The 23,309-nt window shown below is 66.0% G+C and carries 11 protein-coding genes and 3 rRNA genes; 7 read left to right on the top strand and 7 right to left on the bottom strand.

Features of this window, described 5'->3' with window-relative positions; genetic code table 11:
- Positions 1–94 precede the first annotated feature (94 nt).
- Entirely contained in the window at positions 95–1,747 is a 1,653-nt protein-coding gene (locus tag BSF38_RS00945) for a ParB N-terminal domain-containing protein (protein ID WP_076343047.1), read from the top strand.
- Positions 1,748–1,884: 137 nt separating this feature from the next.
- Here BSF38_RS00945 and BSF38_RS00940 read toward each other — a convergent pair whose 3' ends face one another.
- Entirely contained in the window at positions 1,885–2,928 is a 1,044-nt protein-coding gene (locus BSF38_RS00940; protein ID WP_076343046.1) for a helix-turn-helix domain-containing protein, read from the bottom strand.
- A gap of 120 nt (positions 2,929–3,048) precedes the next feature.
- The gene (locus BSF38_RS00935) at positions 3,049–3,366 is read right to left on the bottom strand and encodes a helix-turn-helix domain-containing protein (protein WP_076343045.1); all 318 of its coding nucleotides are present in this window, start codon (positions 3,364–3,366) and stop codon (positions 3,049–3,051) included.
- Between the two features lie 837 nt (positions 3,367–4,203).
- Between BSF38_RS00935 and BSF38_RS00930 the strand changes: the two genes are divergently transcribed.
- The 6 genes from BSF38_RS00930 (at position 4,204) to BSF38_RS00900 (ending at position 17,932) form a co-directional block, all read left to right on the top strand.
- Positions 4,204–5,724: ribosomal RNA gene (locus tag BSF38_RS00930) — 16S ribosomal RNA — on the top strand.
- 717 nt (positions 5,725–6,441) lie between these two features.
- Positions 6,442–9,243 (top strand): 23S ribosomal RNA (locus BSF38_RS00925).
- A gap of 176 nt (positions 9,244–9,419) precedes the next feature.
- A 5S ribosomal RNA gene (rrf, locus tag BSF38_RS00920) occupies positions 9,420–9,528 on the top strand.
- Together the 16S, 23S and 5S rRNA genes form the textbook arrangement of a ribosomal RNA operon.
- Positions 9,529–10,065: 537 nt before the next feature.
- Positions 10,066–12,495 (top strand): sigma-70 family RNA polymerase sigma factor, encoded by a 2,430-nt coding sequence (locus BSF38_RS00915; RefSeq protein WP_076343044.1) that lies wholly within the window; start codon positions 10,066–10,068, stop codon positions 12,493–12,495.
- Between the two features lie 40 nt (positions 12,496–12,535).
- Entirely contained in the window at positions 12,536–16,327 is a 3,792-nt protein-coding gene (locus BSF38_RS00905) for a cytochrome P450 (protein WP_083712595.1), read from the top strand.
- 456 nt (positions 16,328–16,783) lie between these two features.
- Positions 16,784–17,932 carry an IS110 family RNA-guided transposase gene (locus tag BSF38_RS00900; protein WP_076343043.1) on the top strand — a complete coding sequence of 383 codons (1,149 nt, stop codon included), beginning with the start codon at positions 16,784–16,786 and terminating at the stop codon, positions 17,930–17,932.
- Between the two features lie 292 nt (positions 17,933–18,224).
- Here the strand turns inward: BSF38_RS00900 and BSF38_RS00895 are convergent, their stop codons facing one another.
- The 5 genes from BSF38_RS00895 to BSF38_RS00875 all read right to left on the bottom strand — a co-directional run bounded on the left by BSF38_RS00895 (position 18,225) and on the right by BSF38_RS00875 (position 23,281).
- Positions 18,225–19,328, bottom strand: coding sequence for a TlpA family protein disulfide reductase (locus tag BSF38_RS00895; RefSeq protein ID WP_076343042.1), 1,104 nt, complete (start codon positions 19,326–19,328; stop codon positions 18,225–18,227).
- Between the two features lie 127 nt (positions 19,329–19,455).
- A complete protein-coding gene (locus BSF38_RS00890; RefSeq protein ID WP_076343041.1) occupies positions 19,456–20,418 on the bottom strand; it encodes a beta-ribofuranosylaminobenzene 5'-phosphate synthase family protein in 963 nt (320 codons plus the stop codon).
- The gene (locus BSF38_RS00885) at positions 20,415–21,032 is read right to left on the bottom strand and encodes a DUF447 domain-containing protein (RefSeq protein ID WP_076343040.1); all 618 of its coding nucleotides are present in this window, start codon (positions 21,030–21,032) and stop codon (positions 20,415–20,417) included. The genes BSF38_RS00890 and BSF38_RS00885 overlap by 4 nt, the downstream gene beginning before the upstream one ends.
- On the bottom strand, positions 21,029–22,486 hold the full coding sequence (locus BSF38_RS00880) for a DUF6513 domain-containing protein (protein WP_076343039.1): 1,458 nt from the start codon (positions 22,484–22,486) through the stop codon (positions 21,029–21,031). The genes BSF38_RS00885 and BSF38_RS00880 overlap by 4 nt, the downstream gene beginning before the upstream one ends.
- Positions 22,487–22,510: 24 nt before the next feature.
- Positions 22,511–23,281, bottom strand: a complete 771-nt coding sequence (locus BSF38_RS00875) for an SDR family NAD(P)-dependent oxidoreductase (RefSeq protein ID WP_076343038.1) — start codon at positions 23,279–23,281, stop codon at positions 22,511–22,513.
- Positions 23,282–23,309: the final 28 nt, after the last annotated feature.

Genomic DNA, 23,309 nt, shown 5'->3' with positions numbered 1-23,309 from the left:
CGCCGGCCCGCGAGGACCCGCGTCGTCACGCCCGTCTCGTCAGACACGATCTGCACCCGGGCTCTCTCTGGATACTGGACAAGGACGTCCAACCATGCTCTCCTCCACACGCTCAACCTCCGTCCTTCCCATCCGTTCCGCTTCCCCCGACGAATCCTCCTGGGACCTCATCGACGTCCAGGATATCGACCGAAACCAATTTAGTTTATCGATTTACGGCGACCCAGACGCGCAGACCGACAGCCTGATCGACGGCATCCGCGAGCACGGAATCCTAGATCCCCTGGTCGTCGCGCCGGGCCGCGTCCGGGGCAGGTGGGAGGTCGTTTCGGGGCATCGTCGGCTGGCCTGCGCGTGCGAGCTGGGCTTCGCGAGCGTCCCCTGCGTGATCCGCGAGTTCGCGACCGAGGCCGAGCGCCGGTCGGCCGTCCTCGAATTCAACCGCTATCGCCGCAAGTCGTTCAGCCAGTTGATGCGCGAGGCCGACGCGATCGAAGAGATCTGGTCGACCGACGCCCGTGATCGCAGCCTGAGCAACCTCAAGAGCCGACCCGCCAAGCCGTCCCGGTCGACCGACTGGGATTTCCAGTTCGACGACCACCCCTCATGGAGCGACAAGGTCGAAAGCCTCGCCCTCGACGACGCCGACGCCGACCGTCGGAATTCCGACGATCGAGAACCCCAGCCGGAGCCGGCCGCCGCCTCGAAGTCGCGTGGTCGCGGTCGCGGACGCACCGACTCCGCGATCGCCGCCCGGATCGGGCTGGGGGGCAAGGACCTGTACCGCCAGGCCCGCGCGGTCTGGAAGAAGGCCCAGGAGGGAGACGCCCGGGCGATCGCCGGGGTCGCCCAGCTCGACGCCGAGACCAAGACCATCCACGCGGCCTACAAGGATCTGCGGCGTCGCGATCAGTTCGGCCGCGACTTCCGCCCGACCCCCTACGACGTCTGGGCCTTCCGCCACGACCGAGCCTTCGGCATCCCCTACCCAGGGTCGATCCCCCCCGCCGTCGTCGCCCACGCCCTCTTCTACTTCACCACCCCCGGCGCCCTGGTCGTCGACCCGATGGCCGGCGGCGGGACCGTGGTCGACGTCGCCCAGGCCATGGGAAGACGCTGCGTGGCCTCCGATCTCGACCCCAGCCGCCCCGAAATCCGGGCCCACGACGTCCGCCAGGGATTCCTCCCCGAAGCCCAAGGTTGCGACCTCGTCTTCTGCGATCCGCCGTACTACTCGATGCTCGCCCGGAAGTACCACAAGGACGGCGTCGGCTCGGCCCCCCTCGACGACTGGACCCGGTTCCTCGAACAGCTCGCCCGCGACGCCTTCGCCGCCCTCCGCCCCGGCGGCTACTTCACGCTTTTATTGGCGTCCCAGACCGAGAAGGACCTGCCCCGAGGCTTTGGCTATATTGATCACACTTTCCTCGGCTACCGCGCCGGGACCGACGCCGGCTTCCTCCCCGAGCGGCGGATCAGTTGCCCGATGAACGGCAACTACCTCCCGCAGCAGGTCCGCCGCGCCCGGGTCGAAGGGCGGCTGCTCGGCCAGGTCCGGGATCTCCTCGTGATGCGCAAGCCCCACGATCACCATGAACCGGCCAGCGACATCCCGCAACCGCAATCGGCAGTCACCGGACTAGCCGAACGATCGCTCCTGAAGCACCAAGATGCGGCCGCCTGCCATCCCTCATACACAATCACGACATGCCAAATCGGCATCTGCCACATTGGCACTCGCCAATAATAGAGTACGAGCGACACGCATTCGTCGCGCCCGGCCGGGACGATCCGGAAGGGGCGCAAAGAGAAAGGGGAGGCAAGCCACGGCCTGCTCTCCCCTTGTTTTCGATCGATCGTCCTAAACACTGGAGCGGAACCGACTTACTCAACCGGATCGCCGCACGCCAGCTCGTAGACCTTGCCCCGGACGAAGGGGTTGGAGAGGGTCGGGTTCCGCTTCACGATGGGTTCGGGGAGGGCGGACAGGGCGGCGGCGGTAAGCCGTTGCAGCTCATCGGGATGCAGCCGTTCGAGCACATACGCGACGGCCGCTTCCTGCGACTCGCGGGCGTCGACCTCGCGCGACTGACGCGTCTGATTCTCGATGTCGCGAAGCCGGGCTTGAAGCTCCCGACGACGTCCTTCTAGACGGGTGGCGACCTGGGGAAGCAGATCGTAGCCGTCCTCGATCCCCGCGCGGATGTAGCCGGGGCCGTTTTGCAGCTTACCCTGGCTTTGAAGGTAGAAGGCGTTGAGCAAAACCTTCGCCACGGCCTCGGGATCTTTCTGCGTAACTAAGCGGTGCGCGAGGTTTTCGGGGATTCCCTGATTCGTCAACAACTCGTGTAAATCAACAGCAACAAGGAGCCGTCCCTCGGCGCTCAAACGGAACGGCGTTCCCGGAATCGGGACCGATGCTGTGTCTTCTTTCGTTCCTGTCTCTAGTTTGGGCCCAGCCTCACGGCCGGCCCGGTCCAGAAACTGGACCGCGCCAACTAAAGATTTTGGGCCGGTTTCGAGGGGGTCAACTAAAGATCCTGGACCAGTTTCCGGGCTCCCATCTAAGGAATCTGGTCTGGTTGGTCCGGTCGCGGCGGTCTTTCGGGTTTTGGTCGTCTTGCGAGGGCCCGTCGGCCGGTGCTCGGGCGCGGGCTGGCGAAGGACCCGGTACGCCGTGGACCGCCCCTTCGACTTGCTGGCGACCAGGAGCCCCGCCTCGATCAACTCCTTGACGGCGTCGATGACCGTCTGCCGACTCAGGCCCGACTGGCGGGCGATCGTCCGCGTGCTCGGGTATCCCCAGTCGGTGCCGAAGTCGGAGAACAGCCCGATCACCAGATAGACCTTGATCGCCGAACCGCCGAGCGACCGAAAGGCGTCGGACCGGAGCAGATCGTGCTCGACCCTGAAGAAATACGATGCCATGGCCGGATGCTACCTTGCCTTCGGGTGTCGCTCTATTTGAACGCTCGTTCCGTCCGACCCTGCCCACCCGCGACGATGCCGCCGACGCATCGCGCGCCGGCCGCGCCGCGGCGGCCCTCCTCAACCCGCCGTCAGGGCAGGGGGGTCGGCGATGTAATAGGTCTTCACCTTGCCCCGCTGGCGGGTGGTCGAGACCACCAGCCCCAACTCCTCGAGCTGGCCGAGGCTGTCGATGACCGTCGGCGTCGAGAGCCGGGTGCGGGTCGTCAACTGATTCAGGCTGATCGTCACGCTGCGGTCGGGCTCGCCCCCACCCGCCTCGATGACCACGAGGTACACCTTGATCGCCTCGCCGCGGATCTTGGATAGATAGCCGCGATCGAAGAGCACGCTCTGGACCCAGTCCGTTCGCGTCGGCTCGTACGTGACAACCGCCATCGCGGGATACTCCTTATGTGCACGAACCCCCGACGCGCTACGCCCATTGGGATCGATCCGTCCATCCTGGAACGATCGACTACGCTTCCTGATCGTCGATCCGGTGCTCATGGCTGCTAGAACCCCCCGGCCTTTCCATGCTTCGCTGGTTCGCACACATGGGCTTATCGGATCTATATCGCCCAATCTGAACCCCTCATGAGGGTCTCTTCCGGTCCTACATCGGGAATTGCGGCGTCTTTGGTTGATCCCCTACGACCGGAGCCCTCTCAACGAGTGAGTTAGTTGAGAAAATCAAGATCCATAACTAATTTTCAGTAAACGACTTGCGGCGCATCCTTGGCAGGCATTTGGATCATATTCCCGGTGGGTTGTTGACCTTCGGCGGGAATCCTGTAGTATGTCCCTTGTCGCCAGTAAACGTCGCCTTGAACGACACGGCCGGCTGAGACGCTCGCAAGAGACGGCTCGACCGGCCGAAAACGTCGAGTGGACGGGGGCCGGAGACGCTCTTTGACAATCCGATTGATTGCAAGAATTCGTCAGCCAGACGAAAGCAAGAAGCAAGCCAGTCAGCCAGTGAACCTTTGAGGGGAGCCGGCGTGCGGACGGCACCGAAGGCGTCGTCGACCTCCAGGTCCTGGGGGTCGCCAAAGACGACGTCGGGACGGCCGCAAGGACCGGCGGCAAGAAGCTTCTTCAACGATCCGCCGCTCCTTCGGGGGCGGCGGCGAGCGGGGGAGGCGGGCTTGCCGCGACAGTAGAAATTTCCTCAATCCATTCGGATGGGGACCGGACTTCGGCGAAGCCCGCGAGGGCGAGTCGAGGGACGACCTAATCATGAAGGGTTTGATCCTGGCTCAGAATGAACGTTGGCGGCGTGGATTAGGCATGCAAGTCGAACGGGTCCGGCTTCGGCCGGGCCAGTGGCGGAAGGGTGAGTAAGGCGACGGCAACCAACCCCGAGGTTGGGTATAGCCGCGGGAAACTGCGGGTAATCCCCAGCGACGTGACGACGCCGGCATCGGCGTTTCACCAAAGGCTTCGGCCGCCTTGGGACGGGCCGTCGTGGTATTAGGTAGTTGGCGGGGTTACGGCCCACCAAGCCGATGATGCCTACCGGGCGTGCGAGCGTGGCCCGGCACACTGGGACTGAGACACTGCCCAGACTCTTACGGGAGGCTGCAGTCGAGAATCTTCGGCAATGGGCGCAAGCCTGACCGAGCGACGCCGCGTGGAGGATGAAGGCCTTCGGGTTGTAAACTCCTGTCGAGGGGGAGGAAGGGGCAACCTTGACCGATCCCTGGAGGAAGCACGGGCTAAGTTCGTGCCAGCAGCCGCGGTAAGACGAACCGTGCGAACGTTATTCGGAATCACTGGGCTTAAAGCGCGTGTAGGCGGATGGGTGCGTCGGCTTCTGAAAGCCCCCGGCTCAACCGGGGAAGTGGGGCCGAAACGACCCGTCTGGAGGGACGTAGGGGGATCTGGAACTTCCGGTGGAGCGGTGAAATGCGTTGAGATCGGAAGGAACGCCCGTGGCGAAAGCGAGATCCTGGACGTTTTCTGACGCTGAGACGCGAAAGCTAGGGGAGCAAACGGGATTAGATACCCCGGTAGTCCTAGCCGTAAACGATGAGCACTAGGTAGGGGGCTCGCCGATGGGCTCTCTGCCGTAGGGAAACCGTGAAGTGCTCCGCCTGGGGAGTATGGTCGCAAGGCTGAAACTCAAAGGAATTGACGGGGGCTCACACAAGCGGTGGAGCATGTGGCTTAATTCGAGGCTACGCGAAAAACCTTATCCTGGGCTTGACATGCAGGGATTAGCCGGCGGAAACGTCGGTGACGCCGCAAGGTGGAACCTGTGCAGGTGCTGCATGGCTGTCGTCAGCTCGTGCCGTGAGGTGTTGGGTTAAGTCCCCTAACGAGCGCAACCCCTGTGACTAGTTGCCAGCACGTAAAGGTGGGGACTCTAGTCAGACCGCCGGCGTCAAGCCGGAGGAAGGCGGGGACGACGTCAAGTCATCATGGCCCTTATGCCCAGGGCTGCACACGTGCTACAATGGGGCGGACAAAGCGTCGCCAGGCCGCAAGGCCGCGCTAATCGCAAAAACCGCTCCTCAGTTCGGATTGCGGGCTGCAACTCGCCCGCATGAAGCTGGAATCGCTAGTAATCGCGGATCAGCATTGCCGCGGTGAATGTGTTCCTGAGCCTTGTACACACCGCCCGTCAAGCCACCAAAGCGGGGGGCATCCGAAGTCGTCGGAGCCGAAAGGCAGGCGCCGAAGATGAAACCCGTGATGGGGACTAAGTCGTAACAAGGTAACCGTAGGGGAACCTGCGGTTGGATCACCTCCTTTCTAAGGATACTTAGAAAACCGACCTGGGACGTTCAATCCGGAAGTTGCCGCCAGGCCTCGTCCGCGACCGTCCCAAGGTCTCGTCGGCGCCGTTCCTCCCCGGAGGACCGCCGTGCGTACGCCTGCTCCCCCTGAAGGTTCACACCGAAAGAAACGCTTCTTGCTACAACGACGTCCGGGGCCGGGCTTTTCCAAGAGCCCGCCCCGGACGCCGTCTTCCCTCTTGCAATCGATCTCCGCGTCCGCCGGCCGCGGGGCGGGGCCGTCTCGTTCGGGACGACCTCGCCCCCTGGCCGGCACAAACGCCAGGAAAGGGACCGGCTCGGGCCGCGAGGCTTGATCCGTTCCCGTTGCTTTTTGACAATTCGGTGGTTGGTCATACACGAATCCAAGTTCGTGTCGCGAAAGCTCGTCTTCGGACGGGGGTTCGCGGCGACGGACGAGGGATTCACACTACATCCCCGCGGAAGTCTCATGACGCGAGTTGTGACGCTTTCGCGATCAGGGGTAGTGGCATACTCCACAACACAGTTTCACGCCGCATCGACGAGACGTCGACGCGGCGACAGAATGATACGAACCCTTTAGGAATTGGAAAGTCAGGGCCCGAGAGCGGTCGCCGCGTCGCGAGACGCCGGGATCGCACGCCTCGGGGCCCGCAAGCAGCCCGCAGGTCGGCACCGCGGTCTTCCCAGACGGCGGAGGCCCGATCGGCGTGGTCAAGCTCCTAAGGGCGCGGGGGGAATGCCTAGGCGTCATCAGCAATTCGAGCGTGGAAGGCTGCGATATGTCCGGGGGAGCTGCCCAACGAGCGTCGATCCCGGAATCCTCGAGGAAAACCCAGGGAACTGAAACATCTCAGTACCTGGAGGAGAAGAAATCAACCGAGACTCCCTCAGTAGCGGCGAGCGAACGGGGACCAGCCCAAACCGAGTGGGTCACCACTCGGGGTCGTGGGACCGGAGCCATGGAACGAGTCGAAGCGAGCCGAAGCCGTTTGGAAAATCGCACCAGAGCGGGTGACAGTCCCGTAGGCGAAGCGACGACTCTCCTATCCGGCACCCAAGTAGGGTCGGGCACGGGAAACCCGGCCTGAATTCGCGGGGACCATCCCGCAAGGCTAAGTACTCGATGACGACCGATAGCGAACCCAGTAGGGCGACCGAACGGTGGGAAGAACCCCGATCAGGGGAGGAGACTGAACCTGAAACCCCGCGCCTACAAGCGGTGGGAGGGCGTTGGCGCAAGCCAGCCTGACCGCGTGCCTTTTGCATAATGATCCGGCGAGTTACCGTGTCCGGCCAGGTTAACCCCTTCAGGGGGGGAGCCGTAGGGAAACCGAGTCTGAACAGGGCGTCAGAGTCGGGCGTGGTAGACGCGAAACCAGGTGAACTACCCATGGGCAGGTTGAAGCGGCCCTAACCGGCCGTGGAGGACCGAACCCACCAGTGTTGAAAAACTGGGGGAGGACCCGTGGGGAGGAGTGAAAGTCTAATCAAACCTGGAGATAGCTCGTTCTCTCCGAAATGGCTTTAGGGCCAGCCTCGGGACGTAGCGTGCGGGGGTAGAGCGACGGAATCCGACTGGGGGCCTTCCCGGCTACCCATCGGAACCCAACTCCGAATACCGCACGCCGGACCCCGGGAGTCAGAGTGTGGGGGATAAGCTTCATGCTCGAGAGGGAAACAACCCAGACCGCCGACCAAGGCCCCTAAAGCGACGCTCAGTGGTAAAGGAAGTGGGATCGCGGTGACAGCCGGGATGTTGGCTTAGAAGCAGCCACCATTTCAAAAGTGCGTAACAGCTTACCGGTCGAGCCATCCCGCGCCGAAAATGACGGGGACTAAGCGTCGTGCCGCAGTCGCGGATTCGCAAGAATGGTAGGAGAGCGTCGACGTCAGCAGTGAAGCGGCACGGGTAACGAGCCGTGGAGCGGCGTCGAGTGCGCATGCCGGAACGAGTAACGATAAGACGGGTGGGAAGCCCGTCCGCCGAAAGCACAAGGTTTCCTGGGGAAGGTCAATCCGCCCAGGGTCAGCCGGGACCTAAGACGAGGCCCAAGGGCGTAGTCGATGGACAGACGGTTAATATTCCGTCGCCCGAGCGGGAAGGTTGAACGAGGGAGGACGCCGGGAACAGAGAGGTCGGGGCGCTAGAAACCCCCGTGCCGCAAGGCCGACAGCTTGATCTGGAAGCCTCTGGAAGTCTCGGCCGCGAAAAGCCCCCTCGGGACGACCCGCCGGCCCGTACCGCAATCCGACACAGGTGTGCTAGGTGAGCATCCGAAGGCGTTCGGGAGAACCCTCGTGAAGGAACTCGGCAAAATGACCCCGTACCTTCGGTACAAGGGGTGCTCCCTCGCAAGGGGGAGCCGCAGAGAATCGGCTCTAGCGACTGTTTATCAAAAACACAGGACTCTGCTAATTCGCAAGAAGACGTATAGAGTCTGACGCCTGCTCGGTGTCGGTAGGTTGAGGAAGCCAGTCAGCGCAAGCGAAGCCGGCGACCGAAGCCCCGATAAACGGCGGCCGTAACTATGACGGTCCTAAGGTAGCGAAGTTCCTTGTCGGGTAAGTTCCGACCTGCATGAATGGCGTAACGACTGGAGCACTGTCTCCACGAGGGACCCGGTGAAACTGTAGTCGTGGTGAAGATGCCACGTACCCGCGGTTAGACGGAAAGACCCCGTGAACCTTTACTGCAGGTTGGCACTGGTCCAATGCTCGTTCTGTGTAGGATAGGTGGGAGGCTTCGACCCGGCGGCGCCAGCCGTCGGCGAGCCACTGGTGAAATACCACCCTGAATGATCGTTGGCCCTCACCGACGCGTAGCCCGCGTCGGGACCGTGCTCATCGGGCAGTTTGACTGGGGCGGTCTCCTCCCAAAGAGTAACGGAGGAGCGCCATGGTACCCTCGGCCCGGTCGGCAATCGGGCAACACGAGCGCAAACGTACAAGGGTGCCTGACTGCGAGACGTATGCGTCGAGCAGAGACGAAAGTCGGCGTTAGTGATCCGGCGGTGCTGGATGGAAAGGCCGTCGCTCAACAGATAAAAGGTACTCCGGGGATAACAGGCTGATCTCCCCCGAGCGTCCCTAGCGGCGGGGAGGTTTGGCACCTCGATGTCGGCTCATCGCATCCTGGGGCTGGAGAAGGTCCCAAGGGTTTGGCTGTTCGCCAATGAAAGCGGTACGCGAGCTGGGTTCAGACCGTCGTGAGACAGGTCGGTCCCTATCTGCCGTGGGCGTAGGAAACTTGAGGAGAGTCTCCCCTAGTACGAGAGGATTGGGGAGGACCGACCTCTGGTGTACCGGCTGTCCTGCTAAGGGCACCGCCGGGTAGCTAGGTCGGGACAGGATAAGCGCTGAAGGCATCTAAGCGCGAAGCCCCCTCCGAGATGAGGTTTCCAGCAGGATTTCCTGCGTAGGCTCCTGGAAGACGACCAGGTCGATAGGCCGGACGTGCACGACGAGCGATCGTCTCAGCCGACCGGTCCTAACAGCCAAGCGGCTTGACCACCCCGATCGGCCCTCTTCTCCGAAGAGCGGACCCGAACCGGTGTGGCTGCAAGACAGTGACTCGCCGATCCCGAAAAGGGTCGTGCTGTGGAGTCGCCCCTCCCCTGAACACGCGTAGTGCGTACGACCGACCGACCGAACCACGACCGGCGGACCTCACCGTCCGCCGGCCGTTTTTCCGGCGACCATACCGACGGGGCCACACCCGTTCCCATTCCGAACACGGCCGTTAAGCCCGTCGGGCCTATGATAGTGCTTTCAGCGCGAAAGTCGGTCATCGCCGGAATCCTCCACCCCAGCCGCCCCCGATCGTCCTGATCGCGGGCGGCTGTTTTCATGCGCGCCGCTCGACGCCGGGGCCGCGCGTCGGGATGGATGGCGATTTGTCATTTTTCTCATTCGAGATTTCACGACCCCCGGTTTTCCATGGCCGGGCGGGCGAGTGGGCGTCCGTCTCGGGCTCGGGGCCGACGCGTCCGTCGGTCGTCGACCGCGCGGATTGCGCCCAACCATCGCGACGATCGGTCGTCTCCGGACTCCTCCGCCCCGCCTCCCCGTACCCGTTTCCAGGTCCGGGGCGGCTTTGGTGCGCGCAGCGCCGCACTTGTTCTCCGTCGCCGACTCTTTACGCGACCATTTGAGTAGATATTTTGCGAAGAATGCGGTGGTTGGGCATTTGGGCGACCGGCGCGGGGACGGAGCTTGGTGAGCCGTTGCGACTCTGTATCCTAGAGTGTGTGAAATTGGCGAGAAGATTGTATGGAATCGCCTCGGGCCGGGATGGTAGAGAGGGAAAACCACCGGGCTGTGACGGGGAACGGCTATGGCGAACGCGAGATCGTCGCATCTTCTGCACCAGGTTGGCCGGCTTTTCGGGGCGGGAGTCTCGGGAGGGCTGACCGATGCGCAATTGCTGGAGCGGTTCGCGGCTCGTTGCGTCGCTTCGGTCGATGCGCGGAGCAACGCCGAGGCGGCGTTCGAGGTTCTGGTGGCGCGCCATGGGCCGATGGTTCTCGGGGTCTGCCGCCGTGCGTTGACCGATCCGAACGAGCTGGAGGACGCATTTCAGGCCACGTTTCTGGTGCTGGTTCGCCGGGCCAACTCGGTTCGGGTGGACGATTCGCTGGGTCGATGGCTGCACGGCGTCGCGTTTCGGATCGCGGCGAAGGCGCGATCGCGCTCGCAGCGGATTCGTGTCTGCAACATCGATCTTGCGGTCGAGCCGACGGCTTCAGCTTTCGCGGCCGACCAGTCGGACCTGTTCGCCGCGCTCGATAAAGAGGTCCGCCGGCTTCCCGAGAAGTATCGTGCGCCCGTCGTCCTTTGTCATCTCGAAGGGTTGTCTCACGCCGAGGCCGCCGATCGGCTGCGATGGCCGGTCGGCACGGTCAGCGGGCGACTCTCTCGGGCCCGGGCGCTCTTGAAGGATCGGCTTGTCCGGAGCGGTCATTCGCCGACCGCCGGGGCGATGGGGATTCTTCTCACTCCCGCAGCAGCTCGGATTGCCGTTCCGGAATGCTTGGCCGCGGCGACGGTGCGGGCCGCGATCGGCCTCACGACGACCGGGAAGGGGGGGGCCGGGGTCGCATCGACCGCGGCCGTTTCGCTGATGAACGAAGTCTTGCGCGCGGCGGTCGCGTTCAAGTTGAAGGTCGGGGCCGCGGTCCTGCTCGCGATCGCCTCCACCGCCGTGGTGATCCCCGGCGTCGTGGCCGGGGCCGGGTCGCGCGGCGGAGAGGAAGATCCGGCGTCGCCACCCGCCGCCGTATCGCGGGTCGAGGCCGTCAAGCCCGCCCATCACCGACCGGCCGACGAGATCGTGAAGGAGCTGGAAGCGCGGTTGGCGACGGCTCGACGGCCGCTGATGCATGATGTGTTCCTCCAAGTCCACGGGGTGATCGCCGGACTCGTCCTGGAGTTGAGGACGGCGTATCCCGACGACATACGTGGTTATCGTCATATGCTCGATCGGTGGCTCTCGCTGAGCTACGCCCAAAGGAAGCCCGAGGCGATCGACGAGGTCCGGTTCGTGCTCGGCACGACGAAAGACCCTGAGTTGAAGAAAGACGCACTTTACTATCAAAGCATCATTCGTCTTCAAGAGCACATCGATGGGCCGGCGGCGGCGTCTCTCGCCCGGTACTACGCTCGGGAGATGGAGGGGGACAAGCGAGCGGCGGGCTCGCTCTACCAGGCCGCCACGCGACTGCAAACCACGGGATACATTCGCCTTGGCTTGGCGGCGGCTTTGGTCGTGGTCTGTGGACTGCTGCTGATCAAGCGGCGGGGCTGGAAATCTCTCTTGAGATTCCTCTTCCGGCTGGGCCTGGCGGCGCTCGCAATCCTTGCGGTCGCGGCCTGCGGCGTCCGGCTCGCGTCCGACGACGGCTTGAGTCGGATCATCCTCGAAACCATCCAGAAAACCAACGGTATAACCAACGACAACGAACTGCGGAATCGAGCGATGATGATCGGTTCCTGGCTCGCGTACTTCCTCCTCCCCGATATCCAGAGCGTCGTCTTGAGCCGGCGAGCGGCCCTGGCCGCAGCTCTTGCCTTGGCCTCAGCGTGGGTGCTGATCGCCGTCCGCCGTCGTCGCGCGGAGACGACCGAACCCGTGGCGTCAACTCTACGGACAGGCGTTCTTGGATTCGTCGGGTGCCTGGCGCTGCTCTGCGCCGCCGACGCCGCGTTTCTCTTCATCCAGCGCAGCTCGCTGTTGAATCAGGCCGTGCGGGACTATCCCGACTCGTTCTACGGGCGGATGGTCCAGGGGGAGAATCGGCGGCGCGACCGCATCGGCGAGCCGTTCGAGCTGGAATTCAACGACGCGATCTCGGGACGTCGGGTTGCGATGAAAGATCTGCGGGGCAAGGTCGTCGTGGTCGATTTCTGGGCGACCTGGTGCGGCCCCTGCGTGGGAGAGATCCCCGAGATGCTGCGGCTCTACAACGAGTACCACGATCGCGGCGTCGAGTTCATCGGGGTGAGCCACGACGCTCCGGTGGAAGACGGCGGATTGGACGCCCTGAAGACGTTCGTGGCGGAGCGCAAGATCCCCTGGCCTCAGTATTACCAGGGGCACGATAATCACCGAATCGTGGCGGGCGAGCCGACGGACGATTTCTCGGAATCCTGGGGGATCTCGGGCATTCCCACCGTCTTCGTCGTCGACGCGGAAGGGAAGCTGCACTCGACCGAGGCCCGAGGTCGGCTCGAGACGCTCCTTCCCAGGCTGTTGAAGGAACGCTGATCCCGCACCGGAGAAGAAGAGTCTTTACGAATGATGCAAAATGCGTATCATGTGTATCATGACTATCGACTCCACTTCAGATCGGATCGTCCAGGCTGCATTGCGGGTCTTCGCGCTCTCGGGGGTGCAGAAGTCGAGCCTGGACGACGTGGCCGCCGCCGCGGGCGTCACGCGGGTCACGATTTACCGTCGGTTCGACGGCAAGCCGGGCCTGATCCAGGCGGTGTGCGACCTCGTGCTCGGCCCGTTCGAGCGGTCGGCGCGGGCCGGCCAGGACCTCGTCATGACCGGATTCGAAGCGTGGATCGCCGGATTCATCGGCGACCTCCGCGCCCTCCCGGTCGACAATTTCCTTCCCTGTCTGGACGAGATCCACCGGGCCTTCCCCACGATCTACGAGGGCTTCCGTCTTCGACGCGAGGCCGCGATCGACGGGATGTTCGAGTCCGCCCTGCGGGTGGCCCGGGACGCGGGCCGACTTCGGCCGGGGCTCCATCCGGTGGTCGTCCGGGCGGTTTTCCGATCGTCGGTGATCGGGCTCGGCGAGAATCCTCAACTGGTCGCCGCCGACCTCCCCGGGGCCGACGTCGCCGCCACGGTGATCGGCGTTTTCCTGAACGGGGTCCTGGTCCCGGCCACGTCCGGAGGAGTCAAGCCGATGTCCGAGCCGAGGAGGGCGATTCCCCAGCCCACGATCTACCCTGTCGTTCGCAATCTGCCGGCGATCGATCAGGACGCGCCGATCCAGTCGATGATGCGGCTGGCCGACGAGTTCGGGCCGTTCTACCGCTTGTCCTTCCCGGGCCAGGAGTTGCTGGTCGCCAGCTCTCATGCGCTTGTGGACGAGCTGTGCGACCCGTCGCGGTTCGACAAGAAGGTTCACGAGCCGCTGCGGCAGCTTCGCGACCTGGTCGACGACGGCTTGTTCACCGCCGAGACGAGCGATCCCAACTGGGGCGCCGCGCATCGGATCTTGATGCCCGCCTTTGCGCCGGGCGCTCTCCACGACCAGTTCGACGGCATGGCCGACGTCGCCGACCAGATGCTTTTGAAGTGGGAGCGGTACGGCCCCGCGCAGCGGATCGACGTCGCCGACGAGATGACCCGGCTGACGCTCGACACGATCGCCCTGTGCGGGTTCGGCTATCGGTTCAACAGCTTTTATCGCGATGGGATGCACCCGTTCGTGGGGGCGATGGTCCGCGGCCTGGCGGAGGCTGGCGGTCGGTCCAGGCGGGTTCCGCTGCAAACCCGACTGATGCTCCGCACGCGAAGGCAGTACGCCGAGGATCTGCGGCTGATGCGGCAGGTCGCCGACGAGCTGATCGCCGAGCGGAAGAAGCAGCCTCGGCCGGAGGCCCGCGACCTCCTGAACCGGATGCTCCTGGCCGCCGACCCGGCGACGGGCGAACGGCTGAGCGAAGAGAACATCCGCAACCAGATGGTGACGTTCTTGATCGCCGGTCATGAGACGACGAGTGGGCTGCTGACGTTCGCCCTGTACGAACTTTTGAGGAATCCCGAGTTCCTGGAACGCGCCCGGTCCGAGGTCGACGCGGTGCTGGGCGGCGACGCGCCGAGGGTCGAGCATCTGGCCCGCCTCGGGTATCTCGACCAGGTGTTGAAGGAGACGCTCCGACTGTGGCCGACGGCGCCCGCGTTCGCGGTCCAGCCCGAACAGGGGGACGCCGCCGTCGGCGGGTATCCGGTCCGGAGCGGCGAGACCGTGCTCGTCCTGCTGCCGACCCTCCACCGCGACCCGGCCGTCTGGGGGGCCGATGCTGATCGATTCGACCCGGATCGGATGGCCCCGGAGGCGTTCGACAAGCTTCCTCCCAACGCCTGGAAGCCGTTCGGGACCGGGCAGCGGGCGTGCATCGGCCGGGGGTTCGCGATGCAGGAGGCGACCCTGGTCCTGGCCTCGGTCCTTCAACGGTTCGACCTCGCGCCCGCTGATCCCGACTATCAGTTGCGGATCAAGGAAACGCTGACGCTCAAGCCCGACGGATTTTTCATCCGCGCCCGGCGGCGGGACCGGGCGGTCGCGCGTCGGACGTCCTCGACTCCGGGCGGCCGTTCCGTCGCCGTTGAACCGTCGCCGAGCGGGCCGGCGGGGGGCCGGCCTCTGCGCGTGCTGTTCGGTTCGAACAGCGGGTCGTCGGAAGCGTTCGCCCAGCGGATCGCGACCGACGCCCGCGCTCGCGGCTACGCGGCCTCCCTCGGGCCCCTGGACTCGGCGGCCGGCGGCCTCGGAACCGACGGGCCGGTCGTGATCGTCACCGCCTCATACGAAGGGCAGCCGCCCGAGAATGCGAGGCGGTTCGTCCAATGGTTGGAGGGAGCGCCGGCGGGCGCGTGCACGGGGGTGCGGTACGCGGTGTTCGGGTGCGGGAACCGGGACTGGGCGAGAACCTACCAGGCCGTGCCGAAGAAGATCGACGAGCTGATCGAGCGGGCCGGTGGAACTCGGCTGGTGCCCCGGGGGGAGGCGGACGGTCGCGGCGACTTCTTCGGCGACTTCGACCGCTGGTACGCGTCGTTCTGGGGCCGGCTCGACGGTCGGCCCGGTCCGGCGGTCGACCGGGTCGATCCGAGCCCGGCGCTGGAGTTGGAATTCGTCCCCGGCGTCCGCGACTCGCTGCTCCGGCAGAACCATCTCCAGCTCGGCGTGGTGGTGGAGAATCGGGAGCTGGTCGACCCGTCGACGTCGGCCGGGCGATCGAAGCGGCACGTCGAGATCGCCCTGCCGGAGGGGGCGAGCTACCGGGCGGGGGATTATCTGGCCGTCCTGCCCCGGAACCCGACCGAGAACGTGGACCGGGCCTTGCGGCGGTTCGGCTTGCCGTACGACGCCCAGGTGGTGATCCATCCCGGCGACGGCGTGCAGACGTTCCTGCCCACCGACGCGCCGGTCATGGCCGGCGAGGTTCTTGCGAGCTACGTGGAGCTGGGCCATCCGGCGACCCGCCTCCAGATCGAGCGGCTGGCCGCCGCGACCCCGTGCCCGCCGGAGAAGCGGCAGTTGGAGTCGTGGGCGGCGGACGAGGGGGCTTACGCGGCCGAAGTCCGCGACAAGCGGGTGAGCGTCCTCGATCTCATGGAACGGTTCGCCTCCTGCGACCTGTCCTTCGCCGGGTTTTTGCAAATGTTGCCGCCGCTCAAGCCCCGGCAGTATTCGATCTCGTCCTCCCCGCTCTGGAGCCCCGACCACTGTTCGCTCACGTTCGGAGTGGTGAGCGGACCGGCCTGGTCGGGCCGAGGGGTGCATCACGGAGTGGCATCGACCTACCTGGCCGACGCCCGACCGGGAGCGAAGATCGCCGTCGCCGTCCGCCCGTCGCACCCCGGGTTCCACCTTCCCGATTCTCCGGCCGTCCCGATCCTCATGATCGCCGCCGGAACCGGCGTGGCCCCGTTTCGAGGGTTCGTCCAGGAACTCGCGCTTCGCTCGGCCAGCTCGACGGCCGCGACGCCGGCGGTGCTTTACTTCGGATGCTCGCATCCGGACGTTGATTACCTGTACCGAGACGAGTTCGCCGCGTGGGAGCAAGACGGGGTCGTCCGCTTGCGTCCCGCGTTCTCTCGAGCCCCGGTCGGAGGGGTGAAATACGTGCAGGATCGGCTGTGGGAGGAGCGGCGGGAGGTTATGGACCTGATCGAGAAGGGGGGGAAGGTCTACGTCTGCGGCGACGGCCGGCGGATGGCTCCGGAAGTCCGCGCGACCCTCGGCCGAATCTACCGGGAGCTTGCCGGGGCCGAGGCGGATCGGGCGGAGGAATGGTTGGCCGACCTGGAAGCGACCATCCGCTACGTCGTCGACGTGTTCGCCTGACGGCCGCCGCCGCCGCCGCGCCGGAAAAGATCGGGGGGCCGATCACGGCGGTAGACAGGTAGTACATTGTAAATGGAGGGTTCTCGCAATCATCCAGACTCTTTGGCAATCCGCCTGTTCGATGTGACGCGGGAGAGCCTCGCGACGATCGGCTGGGGCTCGTAAAAACCGCGCGAAGGAACGGTCATGAGCCTTTGGCTCAACCCGTCCCATGAAAATGGGGTCGGGTTGGGTTATGCTGCGGATGTCCGGCCCTGGGCGAGAGGCCGTCATTGGCTTTGGTGTCGCGAACCCGCGAAGGAACTTGGTCCCGGCCTCGGCTCGACTTCACGTCGAACCCCGTCCTGTCGCCCCCCGGAAGCGGGGGAGCACGTAGAAGAAACTGCTTTACGCCCCGAGGTCGTCCCACCGGCTCGGACTGCTTCGTTTCCGACCACTCGAGTTGGAGGGGACGTCATGGACATCGTTCACGATCGCTGCGCCGGGCTCGACGTCCACAAGAAGACCGTCGTCGCCTGCGTCCGCCACATCAACCCCGACGGCTCGGTCGCCTCGGTGGTCCACACCTTCGGCACGATGACCGCCGACCTGCTGGCCCTGGCCGACTGGCTCGACGCCCACGGCGTCCGCGAGGTCGCCATGGAGAGCACGGGCGTCTACTGGAAGCCGATCTTCCACATCCTGGAAGGGCGATTCGACGTGATGCTGGTCAACGCCGGGCGGCTCAAGCAGGTCCCCGGCCGCAAGACCGACGTCAAGGACGCCGAGTGGATCGCCCAGTTGCTCCAGCACGGCCTGCTGTCGCCCAGCTTCATCCCCAAGCCGGAGATCCGCGAGCTTCGCGACCTGACCCGGCAGCGCACCGAGTTGGTCCGCGACCGCGCCGCGGTGGCCAATCGCCTCCAGAAGACGCTGGAGGACGCCAACGTCAAGCTGGGGTCGGTGGCCAGCGACGTCCTGGGGGCCTCGGGGCGCGCCATGATCCGGGCGATCATCGACGGCCAGGACGACCCGGAGAAGCTGGCCGATCTGGCCAAGCAGCGGCTCCGGGGCAAGATCCCCGAGCTGAGGCGGGCGCTGTTGGGCCGGGTCACCGACCACCACCGCTTCGTGCTCCGGCTGCTGACGGATCAGATCGACGCGTTGGAACGCCTGATCGAGCGGCTGGACGAGCGGATCGACGAGGCCATGAGGCCGTTCGACGAGGCGGCGGGCCGGCTCCAGGGGATCCCCGGAGTGGGGGATCGGGCGGCGGAGGTGATCGTGGGGGAGATCGGGCCGGACGTGGAGTCGTTCCCGACCGCGGGCCACCTCTGCTCCTGGGCGGGGCTGTGCCCGGGCAACGACCAAAGCGCCGGCAAACGCCGCAGCGGCAAGACGACCAAGGGGAGTCCGTGGCTGCGTTCGCTCCTGGTGCAGTCGGCGTGGTCGGCCAGCCACGCCAAGAACACCGCCTTCAGCATCTGCTACCGTCGATGGGTCCCACGACTCGGGAAAAAGAAGGCTCTGATCGCCGTGGCGCACAAGATCCTGGTGGTGATCTGGCACCTGCTCAAGAACGGGGCCGACTACCGCGAACGCCAACTACCAGCCCCTGCAGCCTGACACATGGCCCGGAAGATTTTCAGAAGAACCCAATCCGCCGAGCCGATCCGGGGGGAGACGACGGACCGCGATCGAGCGATTTCGGCGCGAACGAAGCCAAATCCCAATCGGGATGAAGGGGGCGAAGGTCGTCGGGTGGCCCTCTTCGAGAGCTGTGTTACCTGGAGGTCGGGAGGACTCACCACGGAGGACGCGGAGGACGCGGAGAGGAAAAATCGCAGAGGGGAATTCCACTCTTTCGCTCTACGTGTCCTCCGTGGTGAATCGCTTCGAGCGTTGGACGTTGCGTCCCTTACTTGCCGGCTTCGGCGGCCTTCTGGTACTGCTCAAGGCGTTCTTTCATGCCTTTGTCGTCTTCGAGGTCGGTCCCCTTGGCGTTTTCGACGGCTCGTTTCTGGACTTCCAGGGCCTTGGCGGCCTTGCCGGAATCGAAGTAGGCCTTGGCGAGGGTGTCGGCGATGTAGGGGCTCTTGCCTTTCTCCAATTCGTCGCCGCGCTCAGCGGCCTCGACGGCGAAGGTCAAGAGTTTGGCGCTCGGCTTGTGCTTGGCGGCGGGGTCGACGATCGCCCAGGCGATGTTGTTCAGGTCGCCGGAGCTCTTGCCGGCGTCGCCTTCGAGCAGTTTCTTGCCGGTTTCGAGCGCCTTGTCCTCGTCGCCCTTCTGGACCAGGCTGGTGAATTTCAGGCCGTCGAGGGCCGCGACCTTGGCGGGGAACTCCTTGGCGATCTCGTCGATCGCGGCGAGGACCTTGTCGGGATCTTCCGACTGGATCGCGGCGGCGAGTTTCTTCTGGACTTCCTGGCCCTTGGCTTGCTCTTCCGCGGCCTTCTTGCTCTCGGCGATGGCCGTTTTGAGGTCCCACGAGCCGGTCACGATCTTCTCGAGCGGTTCGTCCATGCCGGCGGGATGGCCGATCCAGGCGATCTTGTTGTCCTTGTTGATGATGAAGGCCGTGGGGATTCCGCCCTGGCCGGCGGCTTTCATCCAGTTCTTGGACATCGCGCCGTCGCCCGCGTCTCCCTTGTCGGGGACGGCGTCGAGGGCCACGCGGTAGTTCATCTTATCGGCCATCTCGTCGACGAATGGCTTGACCTTGTCCTGGTCCTGCTCCGCGATGCTGACGCCGATGAAAATCGCGTCGGCATGCTTCTTTTGCAGCTCGGTCAAGTGTGGGATGGTCGACCGGCAGGGGCCGCACCAGGTCGCCCAGAATTCGACGACGTAGATCTTGCCGGGTTCAAGCGCCTTGACGGGCTCGCCCTTGACGAACGACTTGACTTCGAGCTTCGGCGCGGGGTCGCCGATCCCGAGGTTCTCGGCCCGGGCGGCGGCCGTACCCAGCCACCCGATTCCCACCAGCATCGCGAACGCCATTGGTTTTGCGATCTTGATCATCACGGTCGTCCCTTCACGTTGTCGTCATGCCCTTGGATGCGTCGGCCGGATCACATGAAGTCCATCGGACTGATCGTAGCGGCCCTCAGTAGCAGCGTCACGCGAAAACCGCGCGGTTCGATACGGTTCAGAGGGAGGTGATCGACGCGCCCTGGTTGCGGGCCCGGGTCCAGAGGATTTCCGAACGATCCAGGCCCCGGCGGTCGACGAGCCAGTCGGCGACGGCCTGGCGCTCCTCGGCAGAGAGGTCGCCGAAGGCGTAGAGCGACGGCCCCCACGAGCTTTGGCCGCCGCCGACCAGGCCGAGGCGGGCGAAGTCGTCGACCAGGGTTTCCGATTCGGGGGTCGCGTAGACCCCCCCCTGGGCCGGGGCGAAGGCCGTGCCGACGCGATGCTGAAGCTCGCTGACCGCCGCGCCGAAGGCGGCCAGATCGTGCTCGGCCACGGCGCTGAGGAGGTCGAGCAGCACCAGCCGGCAGAGCCGCTCGGTGACGCGTTCGGGGCAGGGGGGAAGCTCGGCGAAGGCGAGGGCTTCCTCCGCGCCGTGCCGCCCTTCCGGGCCGGGGGGGCGGACGATCAGGATCGACCATTCCGGGGGGAAGTCCATGCGGGAGACGAGCGGCGGGATGTCGTCGGCGACCTTGTGGCCGCCGTCGACGACGAGCCCGCCGTGCAAGAAGCCGTGGAGCCCGACGCCCGACCGGCGGCCTCGCTCCGACAGTCGGGCGAGCGCCTCGACCGACGGTTCGCCGACGCCCGAGAGCGTCAGCAACAGCCCGGCGACGGCGAGGCTGAGCTGGGTCCCGACGCCCAATCCCATGTGCTCGTCGGGGGCGGCGACGACCTCGATCCGAGCCGGCCGGAGCCCGGAACCCGAGACTTCCTTCTCGCGCATCCGGTCGAGCAGCGAGGCGACGCGGTCGGACAGCCGGCCGACGGCCTGGAACTCGTCGGCGTGGGTCGCGGTCAGCTCCAGGCCGGGGTGCTCGACCATCAGGCCGACGCCGCCGAACTGCCGGGGGGCGTGGGGCCCCCAGCCGAGGAGTCCGAAATGGAGCCGGCTCGCGGTCCGGATGCGGAGGGGCGTCATGAGGGGCTGGCTTTCCGATCGGGCGGGGGCGGCGGCGGGGTGCTTTCGGCGGCGCGGCGGACGTGTTCCCGGAGCAGGTCGAACGCCCGGTGCTCGACCGGGCCGCCGGTCTTGTCGACCAGGACGGCCAGCTTCTGGAACTCGCCGAGGATCTCCGCCGGGGGGATCAGCGCGATCCGGGTGGCCAGGATCGCGGCCTCGACGACGGCGTGGCGGGCGCGGTTGAACCCCAGGAAATCGCGCTGGCGACCCTCGGCGACGGTCTCGACCAGCACGGTCGTCCGCTCGTCGAGGTCGTCGAGAACGATGGTCTGGAACTCGTAATAGCGGCAGGCGCCGACGAGAATCCGGCCCTCGACGGAATCGGCCGGCCGGGTGGCGGGCTCGGGGTCGAAGGGGACGCCGATGGCCGCCTGAGCCAGCAGTAGGACGTCGTCGGTGACGTGGAAGACCCCCTCGCCGTGGGCCTTGAGGTTCTGGTAGGTCGTCGAGGTCTTGAACGGACGGAGGACGAACGTACCCATGTTCATGTCGGGCGCGATCTTGGGACCCATCGGAGCGATGTTGAGCAGGCCGGAGGGGCTCTGGGTCGTGACGATGCCTTCGAGGATCACGCGGGGTCGCCCTCTTCGTTGGGACGCGCGGCGGGCGTCGGCGGGTCTTGGGCCTCGCGGGCCGAGGCGGTCCGGCGACGGCCGCGATGGCTGACCTCCGCCTCGGTGAGGAAGCCCCATTCCAGCGCTTGATCCTGGCGATACGCCTTGCTCAGCGTCAAGGCGGTTCCGGCCTTCATCATCTCATAACCCAGGTAGAACGCATGCGACGGATCGACGACCCCCATGCGGTCGAACAGCACGAACGGGTCGGCGTCGCTCAGGAAGCAGGCGTTGTTCAGAGCATGAATCTTCCCATCCTCGGCGAAGATCCGCCAGTTGGGATCGCGAATCCGCCGCTGCAGCTCGGCGAGGTTCTCGGCGCCGAACCGCGGAACCTTGGGGTCGCGGAGCATGACCAGCCGGCGCTCGACGTGCTTGGGCAGGACCCGCTTCGTCACGGCGTGGTGGACCAGCCGCCGCGCCAGGTCGAGTTCGCGGACCGACGACTTCGCCCAGTTGATGACGGCGGTCGTCAGCACGCTCCGGATTTGCAGCTCCTGGCAGAAGCCCAGGAGCATCGTGTTGACCCCCGCCGAATCGACGTCGGTCAGCTCGGTGAGGTTGCCGACGCCCATCATCAAGGGGGCCTCGGGATAGCGGCGGCGGACCTCCAGGTAGCGGCCAAGCGACGCCGCGAAGCCGAAGCCGATCGGCTCCAGGATCGGGTCGACGCGGAACGGGACCCCCGAAGCGCCGAGGGCTTCGATCGTCGCGTCGAGCCCGTCGAGCGTGCCCGGCCGGTCGGGGAGCACGACGACCTCGACCCCCCAGTCGCGGGCCGCGTCCCGGTTCCCCGCGTTCACGCTCAGCACCAGCTCGGCCCCCGCCGCGACGGCCCGGGCGACCTCGTCGGGGTCGAAGCTGTCGATCGAGACCCGCAGGCCGAGATCCCGCATGGCGCGGACGGCGTCGCCGACCTCGGCCCAGGGCTCGCCCGGCTCGCAGCCCAGGTCGATCACGTCGGCCCCCTGCGCGGCGAAGTCGCCCGCCTGGTCGAGCAGCTCGGCCCGCGACAGCCGGGGGGCCAGGTTGATCTCGGCGAGGATCTCGATGTCGTAACCGCCGTAATCGGCCATCCGGGCGTCGGCCTTTCCGAAGTACCGGGGGAGGTCGCGGAGGTCTTGCGGGCCGACCTCGATCGGCACGCCCGGGGCCTTCTCCTGGATCGGCGCCAGGTCGCCCCGGCAGTGGCCCGGGAGAATAATCCGGTCGATCCCCGGCGGGGGATCGAGATGCCTGGCGGCCCACTTCGGGGTCATCAAGGCGGCCACCGTGATCGGCATGACGGCGACCTCGGCGACGAACCCGGCGCGCGGAGCCAGCTCGTCGAGCACCTGCCGGAGCGCGAACTCGGCGAGGCGGCCGGTGACGAACAGGATGCGGGCCGGGGATGGTTCGGGGTTCGGGCTCACTCGACCCTCGGGGTGGGAGGCTGCCTAGCGGACGGCCCCGCCGTTGACGCGGTAGATCTGGCCGGTCAGGAATTCCGAGGCTGGACCGACCAGGAACGCGGCCACGCGGGCGACGTCTTCGGGCGTCCCCCAGCGCTTCAGGGGGGTCTCCCGGATCACGCGGTCGTGCCAGGTCTGCGACGCCTGGTCGCCCCAGGCGGTCTTGATCCAGCCCGGGGCCACGGCGTTGACCCGGACGGCCGGCGCGAGGCTGAGCGCGAGGCTCCGGGTGAAGGCCGTCACGGCGCCCTTGGTCGCGGAGAAAAGCTCGCCCGAGTCCCCCTCCATGCCGGTCTCGGCCTGGTCCCAGCCCATGGTGACGATCGCGCCCCGGCCACGCGTGAGCATTCGCCGGCCGACGTCGCGGCAGAGCCGCATCGTGGCCACGACGTCGACCTCCCAGAGCAGGTCGAGCTTGGCGTCGAACGGGAGTTCCGCCCCCGCGCCGGTGAGGGTGTCGGCCCCGGCGATGTGCAGCCAGGCGTCGAGCCCTCCCCAGAGGTTCCAGGCCGATTCGACGAGGCGGTCCCCCTCGGTTCGCGAGCCCAGGTCGGCCAGGATCGCCTCGGCTTTCACGCCCAGCCGGCGGATTTCGCCGACGACCCGAGCGGCGGCCTCGGCGTCGCGACCGTGGACGATCACGTCGGCCCCGTTGCGGGCCAGTTCCAGGGCTACGGCCCGGCCGATGCCGGACGTCGCGCCCAGGACCGCGCATCGCGTTCCGCTGAGGGGGGGATCGGGTTGTGCGTCGGACATCGGGCGTTCGCTGGGGAGGGAGGACCGG

The sequence above is a fragment of the Paludisphaera borealis genome, from assembly GCF_001956985.1.
GTDB classification, from domain to species: Bacteria; Planctomycetota; Planctomycetia; order Isosphaerales; family Isosphaeraceae; genus Paludisphaera; species Paludisphaera borealis.
The sequence above is the reverse complement of the archived record's forward strand: the minus strand, read 5'-3'. Positions and strand labels throughout refer to the sequence as shown.